22 protein-coding genes are annotated in these 24,807 nt (G+C 72.1%); 17 read left to right on the top strand and 5 right to left on the bottom strand.

Annotation, left to right across the window (positions count from 1 at the left end; all coding sequences use genetic code 11):
- Positions 1–10: 10 nt before the first annotated feature.
- The 4 genes from BJ981_RS04455 to BJ981_RS04440 all read left to right on the top strand — a co-directional run bounded on the left by BJ981_RS04455 (position 11) and on the right by BJ981_RS04440 (position 3,833).
- Positions 11–727 carry a hypothetical protein gene (locus BJ981_RS04455; RefSeq protein WP_184608446.1) on the top strand — a complete coding sequence of 239 codons (717 nt, stop codon included), beginning with the start codon at positions 11–13 and terminating at the stop codon, positions 725–727.
- Positions 728–751: 24 nt separating this feature from the next.
- Positions 752–1,525 carry an NAD(P)H-binding protein gene (locus BJ981_RS04450; protein WP_184608445.1) on the top strand — a complete coding sequence of 258 codons (774 nt, stop codon included), beginning with the start codon at positions 752–754 and terminating at the stop codon, positions 1,523–1,525.
- A 172-nt stretch (positions 1,526–1,697) separates the two neighbouring features.
- On the top strand, positions 1,698–2,516 hold the full coding sequence (locus tag BJ981_RS04445; protein ID WP_184608444.1) for an enoyl-CoA hydratase/isomerase family protein: 819 nt from the start codon (positions 1,698–1,700) through the stop codon (positions 2,514–2,516).
- Positions 2,517–2,939: 423 nt separating this feature from the next.
- On the top strand, positions 2,940–3,833 hold the full coding sequence (locus BJ981_RS04440; RefSeq protein ID WP_204070467.1) for an IclR family transcriptional regulator: 894 nt from the start codon (positions 2,940–2,942) through the stop codon (positions 3,831–3,833).
- Between the two features lie 12 nt (positions 3,834–3,845).
- On the opposite strand, the gene BJ981_RS04435 is transcribed toward BJ981_RS04440, so the two are convergent.
- Positions 3,846–4,448, bottom strand: coding sequence for a flavin reductase family protein (locus BJ981_RS04435; protein WP_204070468.1), 603 nt, complete (start codon positions 4,446–4,448; stop codon positions 3,846–3,848).
- A gap of 249 nt (positions 4,449–4,697) precedes the next feature.
- On the opposite strand from BJ981_RS04435, the gene BJ981_RS04430 reads away from it, so the two are divergent.
- From BJ981_RS04430 to hsaA, 7 genes are all read left to right on the top strand, one after another.
- Positions 4,698–5,567, top strand: coding sequence for an alpha/beta fold hydrolase (locus BJ981_RS04430; protein WP_184608443.1), 870 nt, complete (start codon positions 4,698–4,700; stop codon positions 5,565–5,567).
- Positions 5,564–7,237, top strand: a complete 1,674-nt coding sequence (locus tag BJ981_RS04425; RefSeq protein ID WP_184608442.1) for an FAD-binding protein — start codon at positions 5,564–5,566, stop codon at positions 7,235–7,237. Before BJ981_RS04430 ends, BJ981_RS04425 begins: the two co-directional genes overlap by 4 nt.
- Positions 7,234–8,268 (top strand): ferredoxin--NADP reductase, encoded by a 1,035-nt coding sequence (locus BJ981_RS04420; protein ID WP_184608441.1) that lies wholly within the window; start codon positions 7,234–7,236, stop codon positions 8,266–8,268. The genes BJ981_RS04425 and BJ981_RS04420 overlap by 4 nt, the downstream gene beginning before the upstream one ends.
- Positions 8,269–8,335: 67 nt before the next feature.
- Positions 8,336–9,136, top strand: coding sequence for a 2-keto-4-pentenoate hydratase (locus BJ981_RS04415; RefSeq protein ID WP_184608440.1), 801 nt, complete (start codon positions 8,336–8,338; stop codon positions 9,134–9,136).
- A gap of 10 nt (positions 9,137–9,146) precedes the next feature.
- Positions 9,147–10,049 carry an acetaldehyde dehydrogenase (acetylating) gene (locus tag BJ981_RS04410; protein WP_184608439.1) on the top strand — a complete coding sequence of 301 codons (903 nt, stop codon included), beginning with the start codon at positions 9,147–9,149 and terminating at the stop codon, positions 10,047–10,049.
- A 19-nt stretch (positions 10,050–10,068) separates the two neighbouring features.
- Positions 10,069–11,091: a 4-hydroxy-2-oxovalerate aldolase gene (dmpG, locus tag BJ981_RS04405; protein WP_184608438.1), complete on the top strand. Its 1,023-nt coding sequence runs from the start codon at positions 10,069–10,071 to the stop codon at positions 11,089–11,091.
- 17 nt (positions 11,092–11,108) lie between these two features.
- Positions 11,109–12,308, top strand: a complete 1,200-nt coding sequence (gene hsaA / locus BJ981_RS04400; RefSeq protein WP_239139471.1) for a 3-hydroxy-9,10-secoandrosta-1,3,5(10)-triene-9,17-dione monooxygenase oxygenase subunit — start codon at positions 11,109–11,111, stop codon at positions 12,306–12,308.
- Positions 12,309–12,473: 165 nt separating this feature from the next.
- On the opposite strand, the gene BJ981_RS04395 is transcribed toward hsaA, so the two are convergent.
- Genes BJ981_RS04395 through BJ981_RS04385 form a run of 3 tightly spaced genes read right to left on the bottom strand, consistent with a single transcriptional unit; the run spans position 12,474 to position 15,851 of the window.
- Entirely contained in the window at positions 12,474–12,845 is a 372-nt protein-coding gene (locus tag BJ981_RS04395) for a nuclear transport factor 2 family protein (protein WP_184608436.1), read from the bottom strand.
- On the bottom strand, positions 12,842–14,386 hold the full coding sequence (locus BJ981_RS04390; RefSeq protein WP_184608435.1) for an FAD-dependent oxidoreductase: 1,545 nt from the start codon (positions 14,384–14,386) through the stop codon (positions 12,842–12,844). The genes BJ981_RS04395 and BJ981_RS04390 overlap by 4 nt, the downstream gene beginning before the upstream one ends.
- A complete protein-coding gene (locus BJ981_RS04385) occupies positions 14,376–15,851 on the bottom strand; it encodes an FAD-dependent oxidoreductase (protein ID WP_184608434.1) in 1,476 nt (491 codons plus the stop codon). Before BJ981_RS04385 ends, BJ981_RS04390 begins: the two co-directional genes overlap by 11 nt.
- 388 nt (positions 15,852–16,239) lie before the next feature.
- Here BJ981_RS04385 and BJ981_RS04380 point away from each other — a divergent pair, with 388 nt between their 5' ends.
- Together BJ981_RS04380 and BJ981_RS04375 are read left to right on the top strand one after the other, a co-directional pair.
- Positions 16,240–17,697, top strand: coding sequence for an FAD-dependent oxidoreductase (locus BJ981_RS04380; protein ID WP_184608433.1), 1,458 nt, complete (start codon positions 16,240–16,242; stop codon positions 17,695–17,697).
- Between the two features lie 240 nt (positions 17,698–17,937).
- Positions 17,938–19,437, top strand: a complete 1,500-nt coding sequence (locus BJ981_RS04375) for an MFS transporter (RefSeq protein WP_184608432.1) — start codon at positions 17,938–17,940, stop codon at positions 19,435–19,437.
- 62 nt (positions 19,438–19,499) lie between these two features.
- Here BJ981_RS04375 and BJ981_RS04370 read toward each other — a convergent pair whose 3' ends face one another.
- A complete protein-coding gene (locus tag BJ981_RS04370) occupies positions 19,500–20,942 on the bottom strand; it encodes an MFS transporter (protein WP_184608431.1) in 1,443 nt (480 codons plus the stop codon).
- A 263-nt stretch (positions 20,943–21,205) separates the two neighbouring features.
- Between BJ981_RS04370 and BJ981_RS04365 the strand changes: the two genes are divergently transcribed.
- The 4 genes from BJ981_RS04365 (at position 21,206) to BJ981_RS04350 (ending at position 24,801) form a co-directional block, all read left to right on the top strand.
- A complete protein-coding gene (locus BJ981_RS04365) occupies positions 21,206–22,366 on the top strand; it encodes a 3-ketosteroid-9-alpha-monooxygenase, oxygenase component (protein WP_184608430.1) in 1,161 nt (386 codons plus the stop codon).
- A 100-nt stretch (positions 22,367–22,466) separates the two neighbouring features.
- The gene (locus BJ981_RS04360; RefSeq protein WP_184608429.1) at positions 22,467–22,679 is read left to right on the top strand and encodes a hypothetical protein; all 213 of its coding nucleotides are present in this window, start codon (positions 22,467–22,469) and stop codon (positions 22,677–22,679) included.
- A 166-nt stretch (positions 22,680–22,845) separates the two neighbouring features.
- Positions 22,846–23,451 (top strand): TetR/AcrR family transcriptional regulator, encoded by a 606-nt coding sequence (locus BJ981_RS04355; RefSeq protein WP_221314649.1) that lies wholly within the window; start codon positions 22,846–22,848, stop codon positions 23,449–23,451.
- Between the two features lie 165 nt (positions 23,452–23,616).
- Entirely contained in the window at positions 23,617–24,801 is a 1,185-nt protein-coding gene (locus BJ981_RS04350; RefSeq protein ID WP_184608428.1) for an acyl-CoA dehydrogenase family protein, read from the top strand.
- Positions 24,802–24,807: the final 6 nt, after the last annotated feature.

Below are 24,807 nucleotides of genomic sequence, written 5' to 3'. Positions count from 1 at the left end.
GGTCTGGCGCATGTTCTCCAACGCGAACTCGTTCCGCCGCGTCGCGGCGGGCGCGAGCCTGGTCCTCGCCCCGCTCTGCCTGCTCCTCGGCATGGCCGTCGACCCCACCCGCCCCGGCGTGGACGACCCCCTGGTGTACGCGCACAACCCGGCCCCGGTCGGCGTCAGCGCGACGCTCCTGCACTACGCGTGGGTGCTCTGGGTGCCCGGGGTCATCGGGCTAGTCCACCTGGTGCGCCGCAAGGGCGTCGTGCTCGCCCACATCGCCGGCGTGGTGGCCGTCCTCGGCCTCATCAACTTCTCCAGCCTCATGATCTCCGACTTCTTCGACATCGTCCTGTTCCAGAACCTGCCCGTCGACCAGGCCGAGAAGCTGATGCAGGACGCGGCCCAGCCCGCGATGATCGCCGCCTGGCAACTGCCCGGCATGATCGGCTCCTTCCTCGGCCTCGTCCTGGTCGCCGTCGCCTATGCCAGGGCGGGCCGGGCCGGTTGGTGGTTCCCGGCCGGGGTACTCGCCGGCATCGTGATCTGGCTCATCGGCGCCGGCTCCTGGAACCTCATCCTCGGCCTGGGCGGCCCCGTCCTCCTGCTGCTCGTCTTCGGCATCGTCGGCGTCTCCCTCATCCGCATGCCGGACGCCGAATGGTCGGCGGTGCAGGACGGATCGCCCCTGGTGGACGGGAAAAGGAGTGGCGTCGCGTCGCCCGCCGGCGGTTCACTGTGACGGGTCTCGACCAGAGGGAGTCTCATGATTGTTGTCTCGGCCGCGTCGGGGGCGTTCGGGCGTCTTGTGGTTGAACGGTTGCGTGGGCGGGGGGAGGTCGTCGCGGCGGTGCGTGATCCGGGGCGGGCGCCTGAGGGGGTCACCGTCAGGCGGGGCGACTATGACGACCCGGCGAGTCTGCGCGAGGCGTTCGACGGTGCCGCCAGGCTGTTGCTGATCTCGTCTCCGGAGTTGGACTCCGCTCGCAGGACGGCTCAGCACCTGGCCGCGATCGCCGCGGCGGTGGACGTGGGCGTCGGCGCGATCGTCTACACCAGCTTCCTGGACGCCGACACCGTTCCGACCGGGATGACCGAGGCGCATCACGCCACCGAGCAGGCCGTGCTGCGCAGCGGCCTGCCGTACACCATCGTGCGGCACCCCTTCTACGGCGACGCGTTCGTCCCGAGGGTCTCCGGCGGGGAGCTGACCAGCTCCACCGGAGGCCGCGGTCTGAACACGGCATTCCGGTCCGACCTGGCAGAGGCGGCGGCCAACGTCCTGACCGGCGAGGGGCATCTGGGCCGCGCCTACGATTTCACCGGCCCCGTGTGGAGCTACCCGCAGGTCGCCGAGGCGCTGGGTGTGCCGTACCGCGAAGTGCCGGACACCGGCTCGGGCCCCATGAGCCGGCTCACCGCGCAGGTGCGCGCCGGCGCTCTGGAGAGGCAGACGCCCGATCTGGAACAGGTTCTGGGCAGGCCCGCCGAGAGCGTCGTCTCTCGTGTGACGTTTCATCGTCCCGCCGGCGCTCGCTGAGACGGGGCGGGCTCGCCGCCGAGGACGTCGGGTGGGCGGGGGACGCCCGCTCAGCGGGACTGGGCGCACGCCGGGGGGCGGTTCGCTGCTGAACTGGGTCGCGCGGAATGGCGGGGCGGACCGCGGCACGGGCGCCGCGGTCCGCCTGTCGCCGCGTACACCTGGAGGGTGCATGGGAGACGAACTGACCGTTCACCGGGACGCGGGCTGCGCCAGGGTGGTGCTGAACAGGCCCGAGGTGCACAACGCGCTGAGCGTGACGGTGCTGGCGGAGCTGGAGCGGGTCGTGGCCGAGCTGGACGCGGACGACGGCGTCGGCGTCATCGTGATCAGTGGTGCGGGCGGGCGGGCCTTCTCCTCCGGGTTCGACCTGCGTGACGCCGGGGGAGGGGCGGCGCGGCGGGGTCCGCGCGCCTACCCGGACGTCCCCCGCCCGGGCCGGCTTCCCGGGTTCGACGCCGTGGCGAGGTGCGCCGCGCCGGTCGTCGCCGCGATCGACGGCTACTGCCTGGGCGGAGGGCTGGAGCTGGCGATGCTGTGCGATCTGCGCGTCGCGACCCGCTCCTCCACGTTCGGGCTGCCCGAGCCGCGCCGCGGCCTGATGGGCGGCGCCGGTCTGGCCCACGTGTCGCGGGCCGTCCCGCTCGGCGAGGCCCTGTGGCTGCACCTGACGGGCGCGCGGATGACCGCGGAGCGGGCGCACCAGATCGGGCTCGTGCAGGCGCTGGCCGACGACGCGGCGGGGCTGGACGCGCAGGTCGACGAGGTCGTCGGGCAGATCCTGCGGGGCTCGCCGCTGGCCGTGCGGTTCATCAAGCGCGTCGTGCGCGAGGGCCGGGAGCTGAGCGTCGAGCAGCAGTGGCGTTTCGCGGAGATGTTCCAGTTCGTGATGGGGGGCAGCGCGGACGCCGCCGAGGGGCCCCGGGCCTTCGCCGAGCGTCGCGACCCCGCCTGGACCCGCGGCCAGGAAAGGCCACGCCCTCCGGGCTGAGAGCCTCACATCTGAAGGGCGTTCACTGTGCGGCGGTCTCCGATGTGGACCGTCGCCGTTTCGGGTTTCGGACTCGCGTCGCGCGGAACGCGCCCGTGGATGGCAGTGTGGTCGCGGTACCCGGCCGCCCTCGGCTGGTTTCGGTCCTGTGACGGCTCTGTGTCCGTTGACGCACTACCGGGTGGATGTTACACATGGCTTGAATCCCATTCAGTTCAGTGGAACACGTCCCCAGGCGGCGTGGCGGGGCGCTTCCCGCCACCCGGAACTCCTCTCGGGTGCAGGCGGGTGCGGTTGGCAGCTCACGACTAGGGACGAATCCGGCGAAAGCTCGCTTTCTGTGATCTTCTTCACTCTCTTCCCTGATGTCCATCTCGTTGCTACATTCAAAACAAGAATTCATTTCAGTTCTGGGGAGATGTGATGACCGCTCTCTCTGCCGAGCCAGGCCAAGCGACGTCCGCGCGGCGAGAGCTCCCGCCGTCGATGGTCGAGCGGATGACGCTGATCATCGACGCGTTCGATGGACGTTTCACCCACCTCACGCTGGAGGACGTGGCCCGGTGCACGCACCTGCCGCGCTCGACGGCGCATCGCATCCTCGACCAACTCGTACGACTCCAGTGGCTGGAGCACACCTCCTCCGGCTACAGCCTGGGCAAGCGGGCCCTCGGGCTCGGCGGTGGCGACGGCAGCCACGGGGAGATCCGCGAGGCCGCCGCGCCGCTGCTGCACGACCTGCAGATGAGAACCGGCATGGTGGTCCACCTCGCGGTCCTGGACGGCCCGGAGGTCTTCTACCTGGACAAGGTCGGCGGGCGCTTCGCCCTCGCCGTGCCCTCACGCGTCGGCGGCCGGGCCCCGGCGCACTCCACCGCGCTGGGCAAGGCGATCCTCGCCTGGCTGGAGCCCGAGCGGGTCGAGGAACTGGTCCGCGACAGGATCAGCCGGCTCACCAGCCGGACGATCGGCGACATCGGCACCCTGCACCAGGAACTCCACCGCATCCGGCGGCGCCAAGGGCTGGCCTTCGAACGCGGCGAGAGCTTCCCCGCCATCGCCTGCGCGGCCGCGGCGATCCGCGGCCAGGAGGGCCCCGTGGCGAGCATCTCTCTCGTCGGCGACAGCCAGACGCCGCTGGAGAACGTCGCCCCGTTGGTGGTGGACGCCGCCCGGCAGGCGTCGCTCGCCCTCTTCTCCTGTGAGGACGACCAGCGGGGACGTTCCCGTCAGGCCACCCGGGTGCCGGGCCGGACCTGGTCGACGGAGACCATGAACCGCTGGCTCAGCATGGGCGGCGCCGACGGCTGGCTGTGAGGCACGGCCGGTTCACTCCCCCTGGCCCACGCGGTTCCAGTCCCAGTGGTCCGCCCAGCCCCACAGGCCGGGAGCGAACAGCGCCTGATCGGCGTCCCCGTCGTGGTCGACACCGAACCGGCCGCGGTAGAACACCAGGGGACGCCGTTCGGCGCCCCGCTCGACCTCCAGCACCCGGCCGATCACGACATCGTGGTCCCCGGCGGTGTGCACGTCGCCGACCTCGGCGTGCACGCGCAGCAGCGCGCCGGGCAACACCGGAGTGCCCCAGCGGGACGTCTCCCAGTCGAGCCCGTCGTACTTCCTGCCCGCGCCGGAGCCGAACCGGGCGCACAGGTCGGTCTGGTCTTCGCCGAGCACGTTCACGGTGAACCGTCCGGACTTCCTGATCCTGGGCCAGGTCCGGCTCCCGTGCCCGGCGCAGAACAGGATCAGCGGCGGTTCGAGCGACACCGACGCGAACGACTGGCACGCGAATCCCACCGGCTCTCCCTCGTCGATGCCGGTGATGACCGTCACGCCGCTCGCGAACAGGCTCATCGCCCGCCGCATCTCCGTGGGGTCTGGAGGGGTCACGCCGTTAGCCTCCACAACGAGCGCGGGCTCGGCTGTCATGTGGTTCACCTCGGGAAACGTCGGACGCCGCCCCATCGGCGGCCCGGGGTGACGAAGTTACGGGCCATCGGGCGCCCCATCCGGGCCGGATCCCGCTGAGCGGAAGTGCCGTCGCGCGCCGTCCGGTGTCGCGGCCCCGTTCCGGGCGGGGAGCGGGCCGGGTCTCACTCATCGGGAGGGACGCCCCGTTCGCCCGGCTCCGCGGGCTACCTTCCCCGAAGCCGATACTCCGATGAACGGGACGGACGAATGCTCACCGAGCTGACCTATGATTCGACGGCGCGGGAACTTGCGACCGACCAGGGTGTGCTGCGCTACCACGAGGCCGGCGACGGCCCGCCGCTGCTGCTTCTGCATGGTTCGGGACCCGGAGTCACAGGGTGGCGGAACTTCCGCGGCAACCTCGCGGTCCTGGCCGAGCGTTTCCGCTGCCTGGTCCTGGAGTTCCCCGGTTTCGGGGTCAGCCACCCCACCGACCTGCATCCCGCGGTGGCCGCCCAGGCCGCGGTCGTCCCCTTCCTCGACGGACTCGGGCTGCGGCAGGTGGACGTGATCGGCAACTCCATGGGCGGCGGGGTCGGCGCCCAGGTGGCGATCGCCCATCCCGACCGCGTGCGCCGGCTGGTCACGATCGGCGGCGTCGGCAGGAACCTGTTCAGCCCGTCGCCCGGTGAGGGCATCGAGCTGCTGATGGAGTTCACCGACGCCCCCACCCGCGAGCGGCTCGTCCAGTGGCTGCATTCCATGGTCTACGACCGGTCCCTGATCACCGAGGAGCTGATCGAGGAGCGCTGGGCGCTGGCCACCGAACCGGCCACGCTGGCCAGTGCCCGCCGGATGTACGGCAGGGCGGCGTTCACCGCCGCCATGGCGGCCGCGGCCGTCTCGGACACGCCGCCGTACTGGGCGATGCTGCACAAGATCAAGGCCAAGACGCTGATCACCTGGGGCCGCGACGACCGCGTCAGCCCGGTCGACATGGCGATCCTGCCGATGCGGGCCATCCCCGACGTCGAGCTGCACATCTTCCCCGACTGCGGCCACTGGGCGATGATCGAGCAGAAGGCCGCCTGGGAGAGCGTCGTCCTGTCCTTCCTCACCCGGAAGGCCGAGCGGTGAGCGGCTGGGACCACGAGTTCGACCTCGTCGTCGTCGGCAGTGGCGGCGGTGGCATGACGGCCGCGCTCACCGCGCACGACGCCGGCCTGTCCGCCGTGGTGGTCGAGAAGGGCGCCGTCTTCGGCGGCAGCACCGGGATCTCCGGTGGCGGCGTCTGGATTCCCAACAACCCCACCCTGCGGGCCAAGGGCCATGACGACAGCCGCGAGTCCATCCGCCGCTACCTCGACCTGCTGACCGAGGGCAGGATCCCCGCGGCCCGGCTCGACGCGTTCGTGGACAACGGGCCCGCCGCGATGGAACTGCTCGCCAAGAGCAAGTGGATGCGGTTCTTCTGGACCAAGGGATACGCCGACTACCACCCCGAGCTGGAGGGCGGCAGGCCGCTCGGCCGGTCCATCGAGCCGGTGCCCTTCGACACCCGGGCGCTGGGCGAGGACGAGAAGTACCAGCGCCCCAACGGCATGAAGGGCCCGCTGGGCCTGTGGGTCACCAGCAAGGACTACCACGACCTGGCCATGGTCAAGCGAACCTGGCGCGGCCGCTGGACGACGGTCGTGGCCGCCTGGCGGGTCTCCTCGAACCTGGTCCGCCGCCGCCACATGTCCACCGGCGGACGCGCGCTCGTCGCCCGGCTGCGGATGGTCCTGAAGGACGCGCGGATCCCGCTGTGGCTGCGGACGCCGATGACCGAGCTCGTCGTCGAGGACGGTGTCGTCACCGGCATCGTCGCCCGGCGCGACGGCGAGACCGTCCGGATCCGCGGCAGGTACGGCGTGCTGCTGGCGACCGGAGGTTTCGACCACAACCAGGAGATGCGCGACAAGTACCTGCCCTACGGCGGCCAGGCCGACTTCGGCATGGGCGCCGCGGAGAACACCGGCGACGGCATCCTGGCGGGGGAGCGGGCCGGCGCGGCCCTCGGCCTGATGGACGACGCCTGGTGGATGCCCGCCGTGCGGCACCCGGCGGGCGCGGTCATCCCGCTGGTGTCGGAGCGGTGCATCCCGCCGTCGGTCATCGTGTCCTCGGAGGGGCGGCGGTTCACCAACGAGTCCTCTCCGTACGTCAACTTCGTGCACGACCAGCTCGACGGCGGGCACGTGCCCGTGTGGTTCGTGATGGACGCCAAGGCCCGGGCGCGGTACCCGTTCGCGCAGATCCTCCCCGGGATGCCGATCCCGGACGCCTTCTACGACAAGGGCGTGGCCTTCCGGGCGGACACGCTCGCCGGGCTGGCCGGCAAGATCGGCGTCCCGGCCGGCGCGCTGACCGAGACCGTCGAGCGGTTCAACGGGTTCGCCAGGGCGGGCAAGGACGAGGACTTCGGCCGCGGCGACAGCGCCTACGACCGCTATTACGGCGACCCCACCCTGAAGAACCCGAACCTGGACGTGATCGACAAGGCGCCGTTCTACGCCTTCCGCGTCGAGGCCGGCGACCTCGGCACCAAGGGCGGGCTGGTCTGCGACGAGCACAGCCGGGTGCTGCGGCCCGACGGCTCGGTCATCGAGGGGCTGTACGCCACCGGCAACACCTCCGCCTCGGTCATGGGCAACGAGTACGCCGGTCCCGGCGCGACGATCGGCCCCTCCATCGTGTTCGGGTACATCGCCGCCCGGCACGCCGCCCTGCGGTCCCGTACCGCCGCCGCGGAGTCCCGGACGTGACCAGGGCGGGAACACTGCGGGCCCGCGTCGTCGAGGTCATCAGGGAGACCGCCGACGCGCACTCGCTGGTGCTGGAACCCGCCGACGGCGACCACGCCCGCTTCGGCTACCGGCCGGGCCAGTTCCTCACCATCCGGGTGCCGACCACCCGTCCGGAGGGCGCGGCGCGCTGCTACTCCCTGAGCAGCTCCCCGCTGTGCGACGAGAAGCTCAAGGTGACGGTGAAGCGCACCCGGGGCGGCTACGGGTCCAACTGGATCTGCGACCACGTCACCGAGGGCGACGTGCTGGAGGTGCTGCGCCCGGCGGGCACGTTCGTCCCCGCCTCGCTGGACGAGGACCTGCTGCTGCTGGCCGGCGGCAGCGGCATCACCCCGGTCATGTCGATCCTCAAGTCGTGCCTGCGCGCCGGGACCGGCGCGGTCGCCCTGGTGTACGCCAACCGGGACGAGAGCTCGGTGATCTTCCGCGACGAGCTGATCGCGCTGAGCGCCGAGCACGGCGAGCGGCTCACCGTCGTCCACTGGCTGGAGTCGGTGCAGGGCCTGCCCGCCCCGGCCGCCCTCGCCGCGCTCACCCGGCCGTACGCCGGCCGGGAGGCGTTCGTCTGCGGCCCCGGCCCGTTCATGGACCTCGCCGTCCAGGTGCTCACCGGCCTCGGCGTGCCGCGGCGGCGGGTCAACGTCGAGCGTTTCGAGTCGCTGGCCGCCGACCCGTTCGCCGCGCCCGAGCCGGTGATCGACCCCTCGGGCCCCGGCAGCACCGTGGAGGTCGAGCTCGACGGCGAGAAGCGGACGCTGGCCTGGCCGAAGGACGCCAAGCTGCTCGACGTGATGCTGGCGGCCGGCATGGAGGCGCCGTACTCGTGCCGCGAAGGGTCGTGCAGCGCCTGCGCCTGTGTCCTGCTGGAGGGCGAGGTGGCGCTGGAGCGCAACTCGATCCTCGACGACCAGGACCTCGCCGACGGGCTGACCCTGTCCTGCCAGGCCACCCCGGTCAGCGACCACATCAAGATCACTTACGACGGGTGAGCCCCGTCGCCATCGACCACCCGCTCCGCCCCGGCGCGGACGCGGGACACGACCGCAGGAGGACCTGATGCTGGATGGGACGCAACGCGCGTCCGTGGCCGAACGGCTCTGGGAGGCCGAGCGGGACCGCGTGCCGATCGAACCGCCGACCAATGCCTTCCCCGGCATCGACGTGGTGGACGCCTACGAGATCCAGCTCATCAACATCCGCCGCCGCCTCGCCGCCGGGGCCCGGGTGTACGGGCACAAGGTGGGGCTCTCGTCCCCGGTGATGCAGCGGATGATGGGGGTGGACGAGCCCGACTACGGCCATCTGCTCGACACGATGGTGCTGCCTGAGGACGCGCCGATCCCGGCCGGGCGGTACTGCTACCCCCGCATCGAGGTAGAGATCGGCTACGTGCTCGGCGCGAGCCTCCCCGGTGAAGGGTGCACCGAGGAGGACGTGCTCGCCGCCACCGAGTACGTCGTGCCGAGCATCGAACTGATCGACAGCCGTGTCCGGGACTGGCGGATCCGCCTGGCCGACACGATCGCCGACAACGCCTCCTCGGCCGGCGTGATCCTCGGCGAGGCCCGGATGAGCCCGGCCGAGCTGACGGCCGCGGGCATGGACATCGCCGACATCGACGTCGTGCTGTACGCCGGGGACGCCGAGATCACCAGGGGCAACACCAGCGCCGTGCTCGGCGACCCCACCACCGCCGTCGCCTGGCTGGCCAGGAAGGTGGCCTCCTTCGGCGTGAAGCTCGAAGCCGGGCACGTCATCCTCCCCGGGTCCTGCACCCGGGCCGTCGACGCGCGCGCCGCCGACGTCTTCCGCGCCGAGTTCGCCGGGCTCGGCTCCGTGACCGCTCGATTCGAATGAAGGTGACACCGTGACCAAGGCGACCGCCGCGATCGTGGGTTCGGGCAACATCGGGACCGACCTGATGTACAAGCTGCTCCGTTCCGACGTCATCGAGCCGCGCTGGATGATCGGCATCGATCCGGACAGTCCCGGCCTCAAGCGGGCCGGCGAGGCGGGCCTGATCGCCTCGGCCGATGGCGTCGACCGGCTGCTCGCCGAGACCGTGCGGCCCGACATCGTGTTCGAGGCGACCTCCGCGTACGTGCACAAGGAGAACGCGCCCAAGTACGAGGCGCTCGGCATCCCCGCCGTCGACCTGACCCCGGCCGCGCTCGGCCCGGCGGTGGTGCCCGCGGTCAACCTCGGGGCGCACCTCGACACGCCCAACGTCAGCCTGATCACCTGCGGCGGCCAGGCGACGATCCCGATCGTGCACTCTGTCTCCCGGGTGACCGAGGTGGCCTACGCGGAGATCGTCGCCAGCGTGGCCTCGCCGTCGGCGGGCCCCGGCACGCGGGCCAACATCGACGAGTTCACCCGCACCACCGCGCGGGGCATCGAGACGATCGGCGGCGCGCGCAAGGGCAAGGCCATCATCATCCTCAACCCGGCGGAGCCGCCGATGCTCATGCAGGACACCGTGTTCTGCGCCATCCCGCCCGACGCCGACCGCGAGGCCATCGCGACCTCGATCAAGGAGATGGCCGCCGTCGTGGCGTCGTACGTGCCCGGATACCGGCTGCGCGCCGAGCCGCAGTTCGACGACCCCACGCCGGTGAGCGGCGGGCTCGCCAGGGTCGCCGTGTTCATCGAGGTCGAGGGCGCGGGCGACTTCCTCCCGCCGTACTCCGGCAACCTCGACATCATGACCGCCGCCGCCGCCAAGGTCGGCGAAGGCCTCGCGCGGCGCCTGCTCGCCGAGCGCTCCTAGTCCCAGGGGGATCCATTCCATGCCTTACAGCGCCGACCTCGACATCCGGATCACCGACTCGTCGCTGCGCGACGGCTCGCACGCCAAGCAGCACCAGTTCACGGTCGAGCACGTCCGGTCCATCGTCGCCGCGCTCGACGACGCGGGCGTGCCGGTGATCGAGGTCACCCACGGCGACGGGCTCGGCGGCTCGTCGTTCAACTACGGCTTCAGCCACACCCCCGAGCAGGAACTGATCAAGGCCGCGGTGGCGACGGCGAAGCGCGCGCGGATCGCGTTCCTGATGCTGCCCGGACTGGGACTGCAGGACGACATCCGCGAGGCCGCCGACAACGGCGCGAGCATCTGCAGGATCGCCACCCACTGCACCGAGGCCGACATCTCCGTCCAGCACTTCGGCCTGGCCAGGCGGCTCGGCCTGGAGACGGTCGGGTTCCTGATGATGGCGCACAGCCAGCCGCCCGAGGTCCTGGCCCGGCAGGCCCGCATCATGGCCGACGCCGGATGCCAGTGCGTGTACGTCGTCGACTCGGCCGGCGCGCTGATCATGGAGGAGACCGGCGACCGGATCGCCGCGCTCGTGGCCGAGCTCGGCTCCGACGCCCAGGTCGGCTTCCACGGCCACGAGAACCTCGGCCTCGGCGTGGCCAATTCGGTGATCGCCGTGCGGGCGGGGGCGCTGCAGATCGACGGCTCGACGCGGAGGTTCGGCGCGGGCGCCGGCAACACGCCGGTGGAGGGCTTCGTCGCGGTCGCCGAGAAGCTCGGCATCCGCACCGGCGTCGACACCCTGAAGATCATCGACGCCGCCGAGGACGTCGTCCGGCCCGTCATGGACGGCGAGTGCCTGCTCGACCGGCTGTCGCTCACCATGGGGTACGCCGGGGTCTACTCCAGCTTCCTCAAGCACGCCGACCGCCAGGCGAGGAAGTACGGCGTGTCGGGCGCCGAGATCCTCATCGAGGCCGGGCGCCGCAAGCTCGTCGGCGGCCAGGAGGACCAGCTCATCGAGATCGCGGTCGCCCTCGCGGCACGGCGATGAGCGCGGGCGCGGCACACGTGCGGGACCGTCGTGGGGGACGCGTCCCGCCGGAGGGCGACGACGTCCTGGCGGCGGTCCGCGCGCTGCTGCCGGGCATCGCGGCGCGTGCCGCGTCTGCGGACGAGAACCGGCGGGTGCCGCGGGAGTCGATCCGGGAACTGCTCGGCACCGGGGTCTTCCGGATGCTTCAGCCCAGAAGGCACGGCGGCGCCGAGCGCGAGCCCGCCGACTTCTTCCGGGTCGTCCGGGAGATCTCCGCGGCCTGCGGCTCCACGGGCTGGGTGGTCTCCGTGCTCGGCGTCCACCCGTGGCAGCTCGGCCTGTTCCACCCGGCCGCGCAGGAGGAGGTGTGGGGCCCGGATCAGGACGCGCTCGTGTCCTCCTCCTACGCCCCCGTCGGGCGGCTCGTCCCGGTGGAGGGCGGGTACGAGCTCTCCGGCCGGTGGCGCTTCTCCTCCGGCTGCGAGTACGCGTCGTGGGCGCTGGTCGGCGGCCTGGTGGTGGAGAGCCACGGCAGGCCGGTGGACTTCATGACCGCGCTCGTCCCCCGCGCGGACTACGCCATCGAGGACGTGTGGGACGTGGTCGGGCTGCGCGGCACCGCCAGCAACGACATCATCGTCGAGCGGGCGTTCGTGCCCGGGCACCGGGTCCTGCGCGGCCACGAGCAGGCGCGGCTGCGCGGCCCCGGGCAGAAGGTGAACACCGGCCCGCTCTACCGGATGCCGTTCGGCAGCGTCTTCACCAACGCGGTCACCGCTCCCGTCGTCGGCGTCGCGGCCGGGTGTTACCGGGCCTACGTCACCGCCATGCGCGACCGGGTGCGTCTCAGCCTGGGCGGCGGCCGGTTCGCCGAGGACGCGTTCGCCCAGGTCGCGGTGGCCAGGGCCGCCTCGGAGATCGACGCCGCGGTGCTGCAGACCGACCACAACCTGCGCGAGGTGTACCGGCACGCCGCCCGGGGGGAGCGGATCCCGATGGAGCTGCGGCTGCGCGTCCGCAGGGACCAGGTCCGCGCCACCGAGCGGGCGCTGGAGGCGGTCGACATCCTCTTCAAGACCGCCGGGGGCAACTCGCTCGCCCGCGGCAACCCCATCGAGCGGGCCTGGCGGGACGCGCACGCGGGCAGCGTGCACGTCGCCAACGACGTCGAACGCGCCCTGGTCATGTACGGCAAGGGCGAGTTCGGCCTCACCGTGGAGGACCAACTGGTCTGACGGCAGGTCCGCCGTCCACCCCGGACGGCCGGGAACCCGCCCCGCGACGACCTGACCGCCCTCTCCACGGCGACGGAGAAGCCCGGCGCGCGGCGAGCCGAAGCCCGGCTCGCGGACGTGCCGGGCTTCTTCGCGGGACGAGCCCGCCTCACCGCCGCCGGGCGGTCACCGCGCCACCCGCATGTCGCCGGGGCTCCAGAACGCCCGCATGCTGGTGATCCGCTGCTCCTCGTCGAAGGTCATCACGTCGATCGGCTCGACCTCGAACGTCTGGTCCGCCAGCTCGGTCCGCACATGGAAGTGGAAGGCGGCGCTGTCGCCGGCGACCCGGATGGCCAGCAGCTCGGTGCGCCGCCGTGCGCCCGCCAGTCCCGCGTAGAACTCGCGGATCGCGGCGTGGCCCCGGCGGGGCTCGCTGCCCACCGGGTCCTCCAGCGTCCCGTCCGGCGCGTAGCACGCCGCGATGTCGTCCGCGGTTCCGTTCGCCACGGCGTCCAGGTAACGGACGACGGCGCCGGTGATCTTCTCGGTGCTCATCGGGTCTCCGCCAGGATCCGGTTGACGGCGCGGTACCCGAAGGTCATCCCGGAGCCGAGCGGGACGCCGGGGCCCGGGTAGACGTGCCCGGCGACCGAGGCGGCCGAGTTGCCGACGGCGTACAGGCCGGGGATCGCGGCGCCGTCCTCGCCGAGCACCTGCGCGTCCACGCCGATCCGGGCGCCGCCCTTGGTGCCGAGGTCGCCGAGCACGACCTGCACCGCGTGGAACGGGGCCCGGTCGATCGGGACGAGGGAGGGGTTCGGGCCGTCACCGGCCGCGAAGAACCGGTCGTAGGGGGCCTCGCCGCGGTGGAAGTCGGCGTCCACGCCGGAGGCGGCGAACCCGTTGAACCGGGTGACGGTCTTGCCGAGCACGTCGGCGGGCACGCCGATCAGCTCGGCGAGACCGGTGAGGGTGCCGGCGGTGCGCCACAGGCCGGCCGCCTGGAACGTCCCGGGATCGGGCGCGGGCTGGGTGATCCCCGGGGTGCTCGTGAAGCGGGCGTCGAAGATCCACCAGACCGGCAGGTGCGACACGCCGGTGGCGTGACCGGCGCGGATCTCGTGGCCCATCCGGTCATACGGCAGGGACTCGTTGGCGAAGCGCTCGCCCGCGGCGTTCACGAAGACGCCTCCACGCAGGCCCAGGGTGAAGGCGGCGTGGCCGTTGGGGAACAGCACGGCCGGGCACCACCACGACTCGTCGGTGAGGTCGATCGCGGCGCCGGCCGCCCGGAGCGCGGCGAGCGCGTCCCCGGTGTTCGAACCGGGCGCCGCCGAGGACCAGTCCGCGCCGGGCAGGCCCTGCAGCTCGCGCCGCAGCTCCGCGTCGCGCTCGAACCCGCCGGCGGCCAGGATCACGCCGCGTTCCGCGCGGACGAACAGGGTGCGGCCCTCGTGCTCCACCTCCACACCGGCGACCCGGCCGTCCTCGACCACCAGCGACCGCATCCGCGTCCCGGTCCGCATGGTGGCGTTCCCGGTGCGGTCCAGGGCGAGCAGCAGCCGCCCGATGAGGGCCTGACCCCCGGTCAGCGTCTCCCGGTCCTGTGCCACGCCGTACTGGTCGACCGAGACCGGCGGGCGCACCTGGCCGAGCCTGTCGCCGAGCTCGGCCGCGGGCAGCGGCTTGGGGACGATCCCCCGGCCGCCGGGGGCGTGCCCCGGAGCCGTGAAGTAGTCGGGGAACGGCAGGAACTCGAACTCCAGCACCGGGTCGCGGTCCAGGAACTCCACCAGCTCGGGCGCCGTCGACACGTACGCCTCCTGCAGCGCCGCCGGGGTGCGGTCGCCGACGACGGCCCGGAAGTACTCAAGACCCCGCGCCACGCTGTCCTCGACGCCCGCCCGGCGCAGGACGTGGTTGCCGGGCAGCCACAGGCACGACCCCGAGTAGGCGCTGGTGCCGCCGAAGTACCCGGTCTTCTCCAGCACCAGGGTGCGCGCCCCGTTCGCCGCCGCGGTGTAGGCCGCCGTCAGCGCGGCGCCTCCGGAGCCCACGACGCAGACGTCGGCCGTCTCATCCCACTCAACCGGCATTGATCTCCTCCAGATCGTTCAGGTCGGCGGACGGAGCGGCGGCCGTGCGGCCGGCGACCCGTCCGAAGGCGAGCGCGTCGGCGATGTGGAACCCGCCGTCCTTCGCCCAGCTGTAGGTGGAGCTCACCGACCCCGCCGCGTACAGGCCGGGGATGGCCGCGCCGAACGGGTCCAGGACCCGGCAGCGCTCGTCCCTGCGCGGCCCGCCGCTGGTCCAGCCCAGCAGCGGGGCCAGCTCGAACGCGTAGTAGGGGCCCTGGTCCAGCGGGGTGAGGCTCTCCGGACGGCGGCCGAACCGGGCGTCGTAGCCGGCGGCGCAGGCCGCGTTCCAGTCGCGGACCGTCTCGGCGAGGACCTCCGGGGCGATGCCCAGCTCGGCGGCCAGCCCTTCGACGGTCTCGGCGCGCCGGATCCAGCCGCGGTCGATCTCGGCCTGGTTGTCGGGGCTCCAGTCGTACCCCTCCATGAGCACCTTCCAGCCGACCGGAAGGTAGGTGCGGGGCGGGCACAGCGGCCCGGCGCGGCGGGTGCGCTCGTCGAAGACGACGTACGCCGGCTGCGCCGGGTGCAGCTCGTCCCGGCCCCGGATCCGGTGCTGGCCGTGGCCGCCGAGCGCCGGGGCCTCGTCGACGAAGCGCCGCCCGTCGGGCGCGACCCAGATGTGGCCCGCCGCGGGCGGCGCCAGGAAGAACCCGGTTTCCGAGCCGGGCACGCGGATGCCGCTGAACGCGGTCATGTTGCCCATGTGCCACAGGTCGGCCCCGGCCTTCTGCGCCATCCGATGCCCGTCACCCGTGGCCGCCGGGGTGCCCCAGACCGGGCACGGCGCCAGCCGCAGGTAGTCGCGGACCATGGCGGGGTCGTTCTCGAACCCGCCGGTCGCCAGCACCACGCCGGTCCTGGCCCGCACCCGCAGCGGCCCGTCCGCGGACTCGGCGAGCACGCCCGTCACCGCCCCGCCGTCGAGGACCAACTCCCGGCCGGGCGTGGCGTACCGGATCTCGGCGCCGTGGGCGAGCGCCGCGTCGACCAGGAACCGGTACAGGAGCTGGTCGCCCATCCTGCCGTCCACGCTGCGGTAGCCGCCGTAGCAGTCCGCGCCGTCGAGGTGCGGGAACTCCGGGGTGTAGGCGCCGTTCACGGCCACGTTCGCGCCGAGGCTCCGCAGCCACCCGGTGGTGTGCCGTGTCTCCTCCGCCCAGGTCCTGAGGACCGCCTCGGGTAGCGGGAAGTCCCCGCACAGGCTGCGCAGATAGGTCGCGGCCTGGTCCGCGTCGAGGTTCTCGAACCAGCTTCCGCCCGACACGCGGGTGTTGCCGCCCGCGGTTTCGGGCGGGCATTTCTCCAGGATCAGGACCTCGGCGCCGGCCTCGCGGGCGGAGATGGCGGCGGCGAGACCCGCCGCGCCCGCGCCGAGGACCAGCACATCGGTCTGCCGGTCATATCGTTGGGGGGATGACGGCATCGTCACTTCCGTCCGCATCGGCCCTCCGGGCTCCGGAGAGCGTGCTCTTTCGGGTAACCGGACGGTAATCAACGGGCTCGCGACGCTCCTGAGGTCGTCCCGCTCAGCAGGACGCGCGGGTTCGCCGGGCAGGCGGCCGGCGGCCGGCGTCGCCGGAGGACAGGCCCCGTGTTACGGACTTCGCACGGCGTGGTCCCGCTCATCGGGACGCCTCATGTGACTCATCCCACTGTGCTCTTAACGTCGGCGCCAGCACAGGATGCCTCTCACCGTGCACAACCGGTGAAGGGCGAGGCCATGCCGAACGGAGACCGAAATTGATCACGGATGGTACTGATTCGCCGACCCGCGCGACCGGCGGCGCCGAACCCGGAAGCGAGGGGAGCGCGTGAGCACGGCGAGTACCGCGCCGGTGCCGGTGTCGCGGGTCCACCACTGGGCCGCCGAGGCCGATGTGCTGGTCGCCGGGAACGGGTGCGCCGGAGCGAGCGCGTCGATCGAGGCCGTGGCGGCCGGGGCCGAGGTCCTGGTCGTGGACGCCGCGGGCGGCTGGGGCGGCGCCACGGCCATGTCCGGCGGCGAGATCTACCTCGGCGGCGGGACCTCCGTGCAGAAGGCGTGCGGCTTCGAGGACAGCGTGGACGCGATGTACGCCTTCCTCAAGCTCGCCACCGGGCCGGACCCCGCCGAGGACAAGCTCGCCGTCTACTGCGAGGGCAGCCTGGAGCACTTCGACTGGCTCGTCCGCTGCGGCGTCACGTTCGTGCCCAAGTTGTGGACGGAACCGTCCTGGGAGGCGCCGACCGGGTACGGCCTGATGTACACCGGCGGGGAGAACGCCTACCCCTTCGCCGGCCTGGTCCCGCCCGCTCCCCGCGGCCACATCGTGCACATGGAGGACAAGCTGCCCGGCGAGCGGTCCGCGGGCTGGATGCTGATCAAGAATCTGACGGCGACGCAGGAGCGCGCCGGGGTCGAGGTGCGCTACAACACCCGTGCCGAGCGGCTCGTCGTCGACGGCGAGCGGGTCGTGGGAGCCGAGGTCGTCACCTTCGGCGAGCGCTACTTCGTGCGGGCCAGGCGCGGGGTCGTCCTGGCGGCGGGCGGCTTCGCGGCGAACCCGGCGATGCTGTCCCAGCACGCGCCGAGGCTGGCCACCGGCACCTTCCTGGTCGGCACCGACAACGACGACGGCCGTGGCATCCGCATGGGCCAGGCGGTCGGCGCGGCGGTCCGGCACATGGACGCCGGGCTGGCCGCTTTTCCCGCCGACCCCGCCCTGCTGTACCGGTCCCTGCTGCTGAACGGACGCGGGCACCGGTTCATCAACGAGGACACCTATCCCGGACGGGTGGGGCAGGCGACGGTGTTCCAGCAGGACCGCAAGGCGTTCCTGCTCTACGACGAGACGACGAACGAGGAGGCCGCGCGCCTGGCCGAGCACGTCGTCCAGCCCACCTGGGTCTCCGACGACCTCGGCGAGCTGGAGAAGGAGATGGGCATCGCCCCCGGCGTCCTCGCCGGCACCGTCGCGGTGTACAACGCCGGCGCCGAGCGGGGCGAGGACCCCGAGTGGCACAAGGCGGCGCAGTGGCTGCGGCCGCTCGAACCGCCGTACGGCGTGCTGGACCTGCGGGAGGCGCCGTACGGGGTCTTCACCATCGGAGGGCTGCACACCTCGACGCGGGGCGAGGTCCTCAACGCCGAGGGCGACCCGATCCCCGGGCTGTTCGCCGCGGGCCGGACGACCAGCGGAATCCCGTCCTGGGGGTACTGCAGCGGCACCTCGCTGGGCGACAGCACCTTCTTCGGCCGCCGCGCCGGACGGGCCGTCGCGACGGCCTGAAAGAACCGGCCGGCGCGATCCATCCATGATCTCCCCGGGCCCGGCGAGCGCGCCGGGCTCGGGTGACCGCTCCCCGACGCCGGGGACGGTCCGTCACCAACCGTAAGACGTGCGTGACACCACGGTGTCCGCGCGGTGCCAAGGAGGAACCGCATCCCCCCGCCGGGGACCCGTGCGAGGAGCCGGATCCCCGGCCACGCCGAGATCCACGAAACACCACGTTCTTCTGGAGGCCAGACGATGAGTACGACAGACACAAGGGCGGAGGCGGGCGGGTGGACCCCACGGCTCGTCCTCTCCACGGTGACGATGGTCATGATCCTGGAAGGGACCGCGCTGGGCTACAGCCTGGTCACGACGGCGCTGCCGGCCGTCACCACCCACTTCAAGACCGACCAGGGAGGCTGGCTCCTCACCGGCTTCATTCTCTCCGGGGCCATCCTCTGCCCGCTGGTGGGGAAGCTGGCCGACATCCACGGCAAGCGGCGGATGATGATCGCCTGCCTGCTGGTGAGCACCGTCGGCTCGGTCGTCTCCACCGTGGCGCCGACCTTCGGCGTCCTCATCGCGGGCCGGCTGCTGCAGGGCGCCGTGCTGCCCACCATGTTCCTGAGCTACTCCCTGATGCGTGATGTGTACCCGCGGCGGATCCTGCCCCTGGCCAGCGCGGTCACGATGACCGGCACCGGCGTGTTCTCCATCGGCACGCCGTTCCTCATCGGGTGGCTGCTCGACACCTGGGGCTTCCGCGGCCTGTTCGCCTTCGACGTGCTGTGGATGGCGATCCTCACCCCGCTGCTGCTGGCGACCACCCAGGAGACGCCGCTGCGCGTCCCCGCGCGGGTCGACTTCCTCGGCGCCGGCATGCTGGGCTTCGGCCTCGGCACCGTGCTCCTGGGGATCAGCTTCGGCAGCACCTGGGGCTGGGGCTCGGTCAACACGCTCGGCGCGTTCGTCGTCGGCCTGGCGCTCATGGCCGGGTTCGTCGTGCGGTCGCTGAACTTCCCCGATCCCCTCGTCGACCTGCGGATCTTCACCCGCCGGCCGATCGTGCTCGCCGCGGTGACCGCCGCCACGGCGTACGGATCGACCGCCATCGCCTCCTCGCTCTCCGCCATGATCGGCTTGACGCCGGGCGAGGCCAGGCTCGGCTACGGCCTGGGGATGACCGCGTCGGAGTTCGCGGCGGTCACCGCTCCGCAGGCGGTGGCCACGGTGATCATGGGCGTCGTCGTCGGCAAGCTGCTCAACCGTGTGGGCGGCGCGACCATGATGCGGACCGGCCTGCTGCTCCTGGGCGTGGGCGGTCTGCTCCTCGGCTTCTACCACGGTGACTACCTGCCGGTCCTCGTCGCCGCCCTGTTCCTGGGCGCCGGCACGGGCCTGGCCTACGGCTCGATCCCCGGTCTGGTCATCGCCGGAGCCCCGGCCGACAAGCAGGGCTCCATCGCCGGGATGGTGCAGGTGAGCTACAGCGGCTTCGCCAGCACCACGCCGGTCGTCCTGTTCGTCATCATGGGGCAGTTCGCGACCCGCACCCCCGACGGCACCGTCCTGTACCCCGAGTCCTCCATCAACGCGGGCGCCGTGTTCATGGGGATCCTGATCGTCGTCGGACTGCTGCTCGCCTCGACGGTCCTGCGCGGCCGCAAGCAGGACTCGATGATCGACCCGCTCCCCGATTCCCTGGCCGAGCCGTCCGCCGCCACCGTGGCGGCGGGCCCCGACGGCAGGCGCTGACCTTCACGGGCCCGGCGGCCGCTCCGGCGATCTCCTGATCGGCGGAGCGGCCGCTCCCTTCGTCACGCGCGGCCGGTGTCGTGCCCGGAGCGCTGCAGGAGGAAAAGGGCGAGGGCGACCAGCGTCGCGACCCCGCCGGCGACGGTGAACGCGTCGAACGCGCCACGCGCCACGAACGCCGCGCCGGCCGGGACCGTCGTCACGATGCCGAACACCGCGCTGCTCACGGACATGCCGATGGCGCGGGCCAGCGCGTTGAGCCCGTTCGTGACGCCGATGTCCGTCTCCGGGGTGACCCGCAGGATCAGCGCGGGCAGGGCCGCCATGACCATCGCGTTGCCCGCCGAGATGACGGCGACGACGCATATCAGCCCCCACAGCGCGCCGTGCCCCAGCGGGATCTGGGCCGCGAACCCGGCGGCGGAGACGGCGCAGCCCGACACGATCGTCACCCGCGGGCCGGCGGCCGCGCTCAGCCTGGCCGACAGCGGCGCCACGGTCGCCGCCAGCAACCCTCCGGGCAGCAGGCACAGGCCGGTCGCCAGCACCGACAGGCCGTGCCCGTACCCGGTCGCCGCCGGGGCCTGGAGGCGTCCGACGATCCCCAGGAAGTTCGCGAACAGCGCGAAACCAATGAGGACGGACCCTCCGTTGATCGCGGCGGCCGAGCGGCTCACCGCCGCCCTCAGGTCGATGAGCGGATCGTGGCGGCGGAGCTCCACCAGGGTCAGCAGGCACCCGGCCACCAGCGCCGCGGCGAAGCAGGCGATGGTCAGCGCGTTGGTCCAGCCCCACTCGCCGCCGCGGTCGAGCCCGACCAGCAGGCCGACGGTCGAGCAGGTGAGCAGCGCCGCGCCGGCGAGGTCGACCCGCCGTGCCCGCGCCCGCCGGGGCGGCGCCGGGACCGCGAGCAGGAGGGCGGCCATCGCGACGACGCCCGCGGACGCCGAGACGGCGAACAGGCCGTGAAATCCCCAGAACCGGGAGACCAGCCCCGCGGCGGGCAGCCCGAGCGCGCCGCCGACCCCCATCATCGCGCTGACGGTGGCGATGGCGGCGGCCCGGCGCCGGGGCTCCAGGACCACCGCCACCAGGCTCATCCCGAGCGGGATCGTCGCGCTGGAGAGCCCCTGGAGCGCCCGCCCGGCGATGAGGACCGCGATGTCGTCGCTCACCATGCACAGCAGGGACCCGAGGACCATCGCGCAGAGCGCCACGATCATCATCCTGCGCATCCCGAACTGGTCGCCCAGCCGGCCGAGCACCGGGTGCGCCACCGCGCCCGCGATGATCGTCGCGGTGACCAGCCAGGCGGCGACGGACGGCGTCACCTGTAAGCGGGCGGGCAGCCCGGGCAGCACCGGGACCACCAGCGTCTGGTTGAGCGTGGTCACCAGGGCCGCGAAGGCGACGACCAGGGCCACCCGCACCGGGTGCCTCGCCCCGGCCGGAGCTCGTGCCGGTTTCTCGCTTCCGGGCCCGGTCAAGATCTGGTGAGTCGTCATGGCGGCCTTGGGTCTCCTTCGTGCGCCCCGAACGGTCGACCCCACGGTGTCGGCGCCCGCGGCTTCGCCACAACCGGCTTCCCGGCGAGCGGGACGACCTCGTCGCCGGCCCGGCCCGCCCGACGGGACGGGGCACGGCCCTTTGGGAGAGCAGGTCCCGGTCAGTGGGAAACCGGCGGTGACGCACACCTCCGTCTTCGCATGATGAGAAGTCCGCGGGCAGGGAGATTCGGCCCGGGCGCATGGGACGGCAAGGAGACTTCATGACGTCGCTACACACCGCCGGTGACGACGAGATTCGCGTGATCGAGGCGGCCCCGCCCCCGGCGCGTTACGCGCGGGGCTGGCACTGTCTCGGCCTGGCGGACGAGTTCCGGGACGGCAAACCGCACAAGATCGAGGCGTTCGGCACCAAGCTGGTGGTGTTCGCCGACAGCGCCGGTGAACTCAAGGTGCTCAACGCCTACTGCCCGCACATGGGCGGCGACCTCAGCCAGGGGGAGATCAAGGGCGACACGATCGCCTGCCCCTTCCACGACTGGCGCTGGGCGGGCAACGGCCGGTGCACCAGCATCCCCTACGCCCGCCGGGTGCCGCCGCGGGCGCGCACCAGGACGTGGCTGACGCTGGAGCGCAACGCGCAGCTCTTCGTCTGGCACGACCCGCAGGGCAACCCGCCCCCGCCGGAGGTGACGATCCCGGACATCGCCGGCGTGGGCACGTCCGAGTGGACCGCGTGGACGTGGAACCGGATCAAGATCGAGGGCTCCAACTGCCGGGAGATCGTCGACAACGTCGTGGACATGGCCCACTTCTTCTACATTCACTACGCCTTCCCGACGTACTTCAAGAACGTCTTCGAAGGGCACATCGCCGCGCAGAACATGAACAGCCGGGCCCGTCCCGACGTCCAGCTCGGCACGAACTACTCCGGCGACAAGACCGACGGGCGTTCGGAGGCGGCGTACTACGGGCCGTCGTACATGATCGACTACCTGTGGAACACCGTGGGGGACCAGACGATCGAGTCCGTGCTGATCAACTGCCACTACCCGGTGTCGCCGACCAGCTTCGTGCTCCAGTGGGGCGCGATGGTCAAGAAGCCGCAGGGCATCTCCGACGAGCACGCGCAGGCGATGGCGGAGGGCTTCGCGGCGGGCGTCGAGACGGGCTTCCTGCAGGACGTGGAGATCTGGAAGAACAAGGCCAAGATCGACAACCCGCTGCTGTGCGAGGAGGACGGCCCCGTCTACCAGCTGCGCCGCTGGTACGACCAGTTCTACGTCGACGTCGAGGACGTCACCCCGGAGATGACCCAGCGGTTCGAGTTCGAGATCGACACCGAGCGGGCCAACCAGTTCTGGCAGAAAGAAGTCGACGACAACATCGCCGCCGGCCGGACCATCACCTCGGCCCCGGCCTAGCCCATCCCGGCCGCCCGGCCGGTTCGGACGGTGACGGCGCCTCGCGACGACGCGCCGTCACCGTCGCACACCTCAGCGATCGCAACCGAGGAGATGTCCCGTGCGTCCCGTGTCCTGCAGCAGTTGCGGTACGTGCGTCCTGGTCAAGAAGAACAGCCTGGCGCACACGCTGGTCCAGTGGACCACCGACACCGAGCAGTGCGTCGAGTTGAGCCGGCACGCCGAGCCCGGCCTCGTCCCGACCTGCACGCGACTGCGCGACAGCATCGAGAACTCCGTCCGCCTCGGGGCCGTCCCGGTCCCCGACCTTTGAGACCACGGACCAGGCCGCCCACCCGCGAGAGGCGGCGAGCCGGGCATGGGCTCCCCTCCGACGCCGGGGTGGAGCCCATGCCCGTTGGACGGCCGATATCCTGTGGTCGGCAGGAACCCGGCGTTCCGGCGCGCGTGGACGGAAAGAACGGACGGGGGGTTTCCTGGTGAGAATCGCCGAACCCCGGGCTCCGGCGTCGCCGACCTCCAAGCGCCAGATCGCCCGGCGCGAACGCATCCTGCGCGCCGCCGCCGAACTCGGGGCCCGCGACAAGTTCGAAACCGTGCAGATGCACGAGGTCGCCAAGAACGCCGACGTGGCGATCGCGACCCTCTACCGTTACTTCCCCTCCAAGAACGCCCTGTTCTCCGCCCTCCTCAAGATGGAGGTCGGCGCCTTCGACGCGGGACGGCCGCGTGGACGGGGTACGGACCCCGTCACCCAGGCCGCCGAACTGCTGGTGGGGCTGAGCCGCCACCTGCTGGCCCGGCCGGTGCTTGCCGCGGCGATGATCCAGGCGTCCACCGCCGAGTACTTCGCGGCGGCGATGGACGACGTCGAGCCGACCAAGGACGCGCTCGGCCGCATACTGCTGCGCATCATCGGCGCGGAGAAGCCGAACGAGCAGGATGTGAGCGTGGTCCGGCTGCTCGCCCACTGCTGGTGGGGCGCCCTGGTCTCCACGCTCAGCGGCCAGACCACGCCCGAGAAGGCGAAGGCCGACATCGAGCTGGCCGCCCGGCTGCTCCTCGCGCCGTACTCCGGCCGCTGACCGGGCGGGTCGCGCCCCTTTCCCCACGTCGTAAGCCGTTCTCCTCGCGCAGTCCCGGCCAGCGGGATGTGCCGTGGACCAGGTCGCCGCACGCGGCTTAGCGTCAGCGGGCCGCCACAGAGACGGCGGGTCGCGACCCTCTCGAACCAGTCCGGAGGTGCCTTGATGGCGCATGAAGTTGTTTCCCGAGTAGAGGAGATCGCCGGTCGGCTGGCCGCGGTCGCGGACGAGACCGAGCGCCTGGGCAGGCTGGCCGACGAGAGCGTCAAGCTGATCCGCGAGGCCGGGGTGATGCGACTGCTGCAACCGACCGACTTCGGGGGGTACGCCGCGCACCCGCGGGACTTCGCCGAGGCCGTGATGGCGGTGGCCAAGGCGTGCGGCTCGACCGGATGGGTGTGCGGGGTCGGTGGCGTGCACCCCTGGGAGATGGCCTTGTGCGACCGCAGGCTCCAGCAGGAGGTGTGGGGCTCCGACTCCAACACGTGGATCGCCTCGCCGTACATGCCGAGCGGCGTGGCGACCCCCACCGACGGCGGGTACATCCTCAAGGGCCGCTGGCAGTTCTCCTCGGGCACCGACCACTGCGACTGGATCTTCCTCGGCGCGCTGGTCGGGGACGCCGAAGGCAGGCCGGCGCAGCCGATGAAGGCGATGCACGTGGTGCTGCCCCGCTCCGACTACACGATCGTCGAGGACTCCTGGGACGTCATCGGGCTGCGCGGCACCGGCAGCAAGGACGTCATCGTCGACGGCGCGTTCATCCCCGCCTACCGGACGATCGACTCCGAGGAGGTCGCGGCGGGCGAGATCGCCGCCGAGCGCGCCGGCCGCACCGAGACCGTGTACAGGCTGCCGTTCTGGTCGATGTTCCCGCTGGGTATCACCTCGGCGGTGGTCGGCATCTGCGAGGGCGCGCTCGCCGCGCACCTGGACTACCAGCGGGACCGGGTGATGGCCGCCGGCACGAAGGTGAAGGACGACCCGTACACGCTGTTCGCCATCTCCGAGGCCGCCTCCGAGATCCAGGCCTCGCGGCTGCAACTGCTCGACGGCATCAGCCGGCTCTACGACCTGGCCGACTCCGGAAAGCCGATCACCTTCGAGGACCGGGCCGTGGTCCGGCGCAACCAGATCCGCTGCGCCTGGCGGGCGGTCTCGGCGGTCGACGAGATCTTCGCGCGCTCCGGCGGCAACGCCGTGCGCCGCGGCAACCCGCTGCAGCGGTTCTGGCGCGACGCGCACGTCGGATTGCAGCACGCCATCCACATCCCGGGCACCACCTACCACGCGACGGCCCAAGTGCAGATGGGCCTCGAGCCGCAGGGCGCGCTGCGCATGATGATCTGACCCGCG

The sequence above is a fragment of the Sphaerisporangium krabiense genome (assembly GCF_014200435.1).
Taxonomy (GTDB): domain Bacteria; phylum Actinomycetota; class Actinomycetes; order Streptosporangiales; family Streptosporangiaceae; genus Sphaerisporangium; species Sphaerisporangium krabiense.
The sequence above is the reverse complement of the archived record's forward strand: the minus strand, read 5'-3'. Positions and strand labels throughout refer to the sequence as shown.

Excerpts from the sequence above, each read along its gene's own strand:
- BJ981_RS04455 (WP_184608446.1), top strand. The coding sequence starts at position 11 with ATGTTCTCCAACGCGAACTCGTTCCGCCGCGTCGCGGCGGGCGCGAGC.
- BJ981_RS04450 (WP_184608445.1), top strand. The coding sequence starts at position 752 with ATGATTGTTGTCTCGGCCGCGTCGGGGGCGTTCGGGCGTCTTGTGGTT.
- BJ981_RS04445 (WP_184608444.1), top strand. The coding sequence starts at position 1,698 with ATGGGAGACGAACTGACCGTTCACCGGGACGCGGGCTGCGCCAGGGTG.
- BJ981_RS04440 (WP_204070467.1), top strand. The coding sequence starts at position 2,940 with ATGACCGCTCTCTCTGCCGAGCCAGGCCAAGCGACGTCCGCGCGGCGA.
- BJ981_RS04435 (WP_204070468.1), bottom strand. The coding sequence starts at position 4,448 with ATGACAGCCGAGCCCGCGCTCGTTGTGGAGGCTAACGGCGTGACCCCT.
- BJ981_RS04430 (WP_184608443.1), top strand. The coding sequence starts at position 4,698 with ATGCTCACCGAGCTGACCTATGATTCGACGGCGCGGGAACTTGCGACC.
- BJ981_RS04415 (WP_184608440.1), top strand. The coding sequence starts at position 8,336 with ATGCTGGATGGGACGCAACGCGCGTCCGTGGCCGAACGGCTCTGGGAG.
- dmpG (WP_184608438.1), top strand. The coding sequence starts at position 10,069 with ATGCCTTACAGCGCCGACCTCGACATCCGGATCACCGACTCGTCGCTG.
- BJ981_RS04395 (WP_184608436.1), bottom strand. The coding sequence starts at position 12,845 with ATGAGCACCGAGAAGATCACCGGCGCCGTCGTCCGTTACCTGGACGCC.
- BJ981_RS04390 (WP_184608435.1), bottom strand. The coding sequence starts at position 14,386 with ATGCCGGTTGAGTGGGATGAGACGGCCGACGTCTGCGTCGTGGGCTCC.
- BJ981_RS04385 (WP_184608434.1), bottom strand. The coding sequence starts at position 15,851 with ATGCCGTCATCCCCCCAACGATATGACCGGCAGACCGATGTGCTGGTC.
- BJ981_RS04375 (WP_184608432.1), top strand. The coding sequence starts at position 17,938 with ATGAGTACGACAGACACAAGGGCGGAGGCGGGCGGGTGGACCCCACGG.
- BJ981_RS04370 (WP_184608431.1), bottom strand. The coding sequence starts at position 20,942 with ATGACGACTCACCAGATCTTGACCGGGCCCGGAAGCGAGAAACCGGCA.
- BJ981_RS04365 (WP_184608430.1), top strand. The coding sequence starts at position 21,206 with ATGACGTCGCTACACACCGCCGGTGACGACGAGATTCGCGTGATCGAG.
- BJ981_RS04350 (WP_184608428.1), top strand. The coding sequence starts at position 23,617 with ATGGCGCATGAAGTTGTTTCCCGAGTAGAGGAGATCGCCGGTCGGCTG.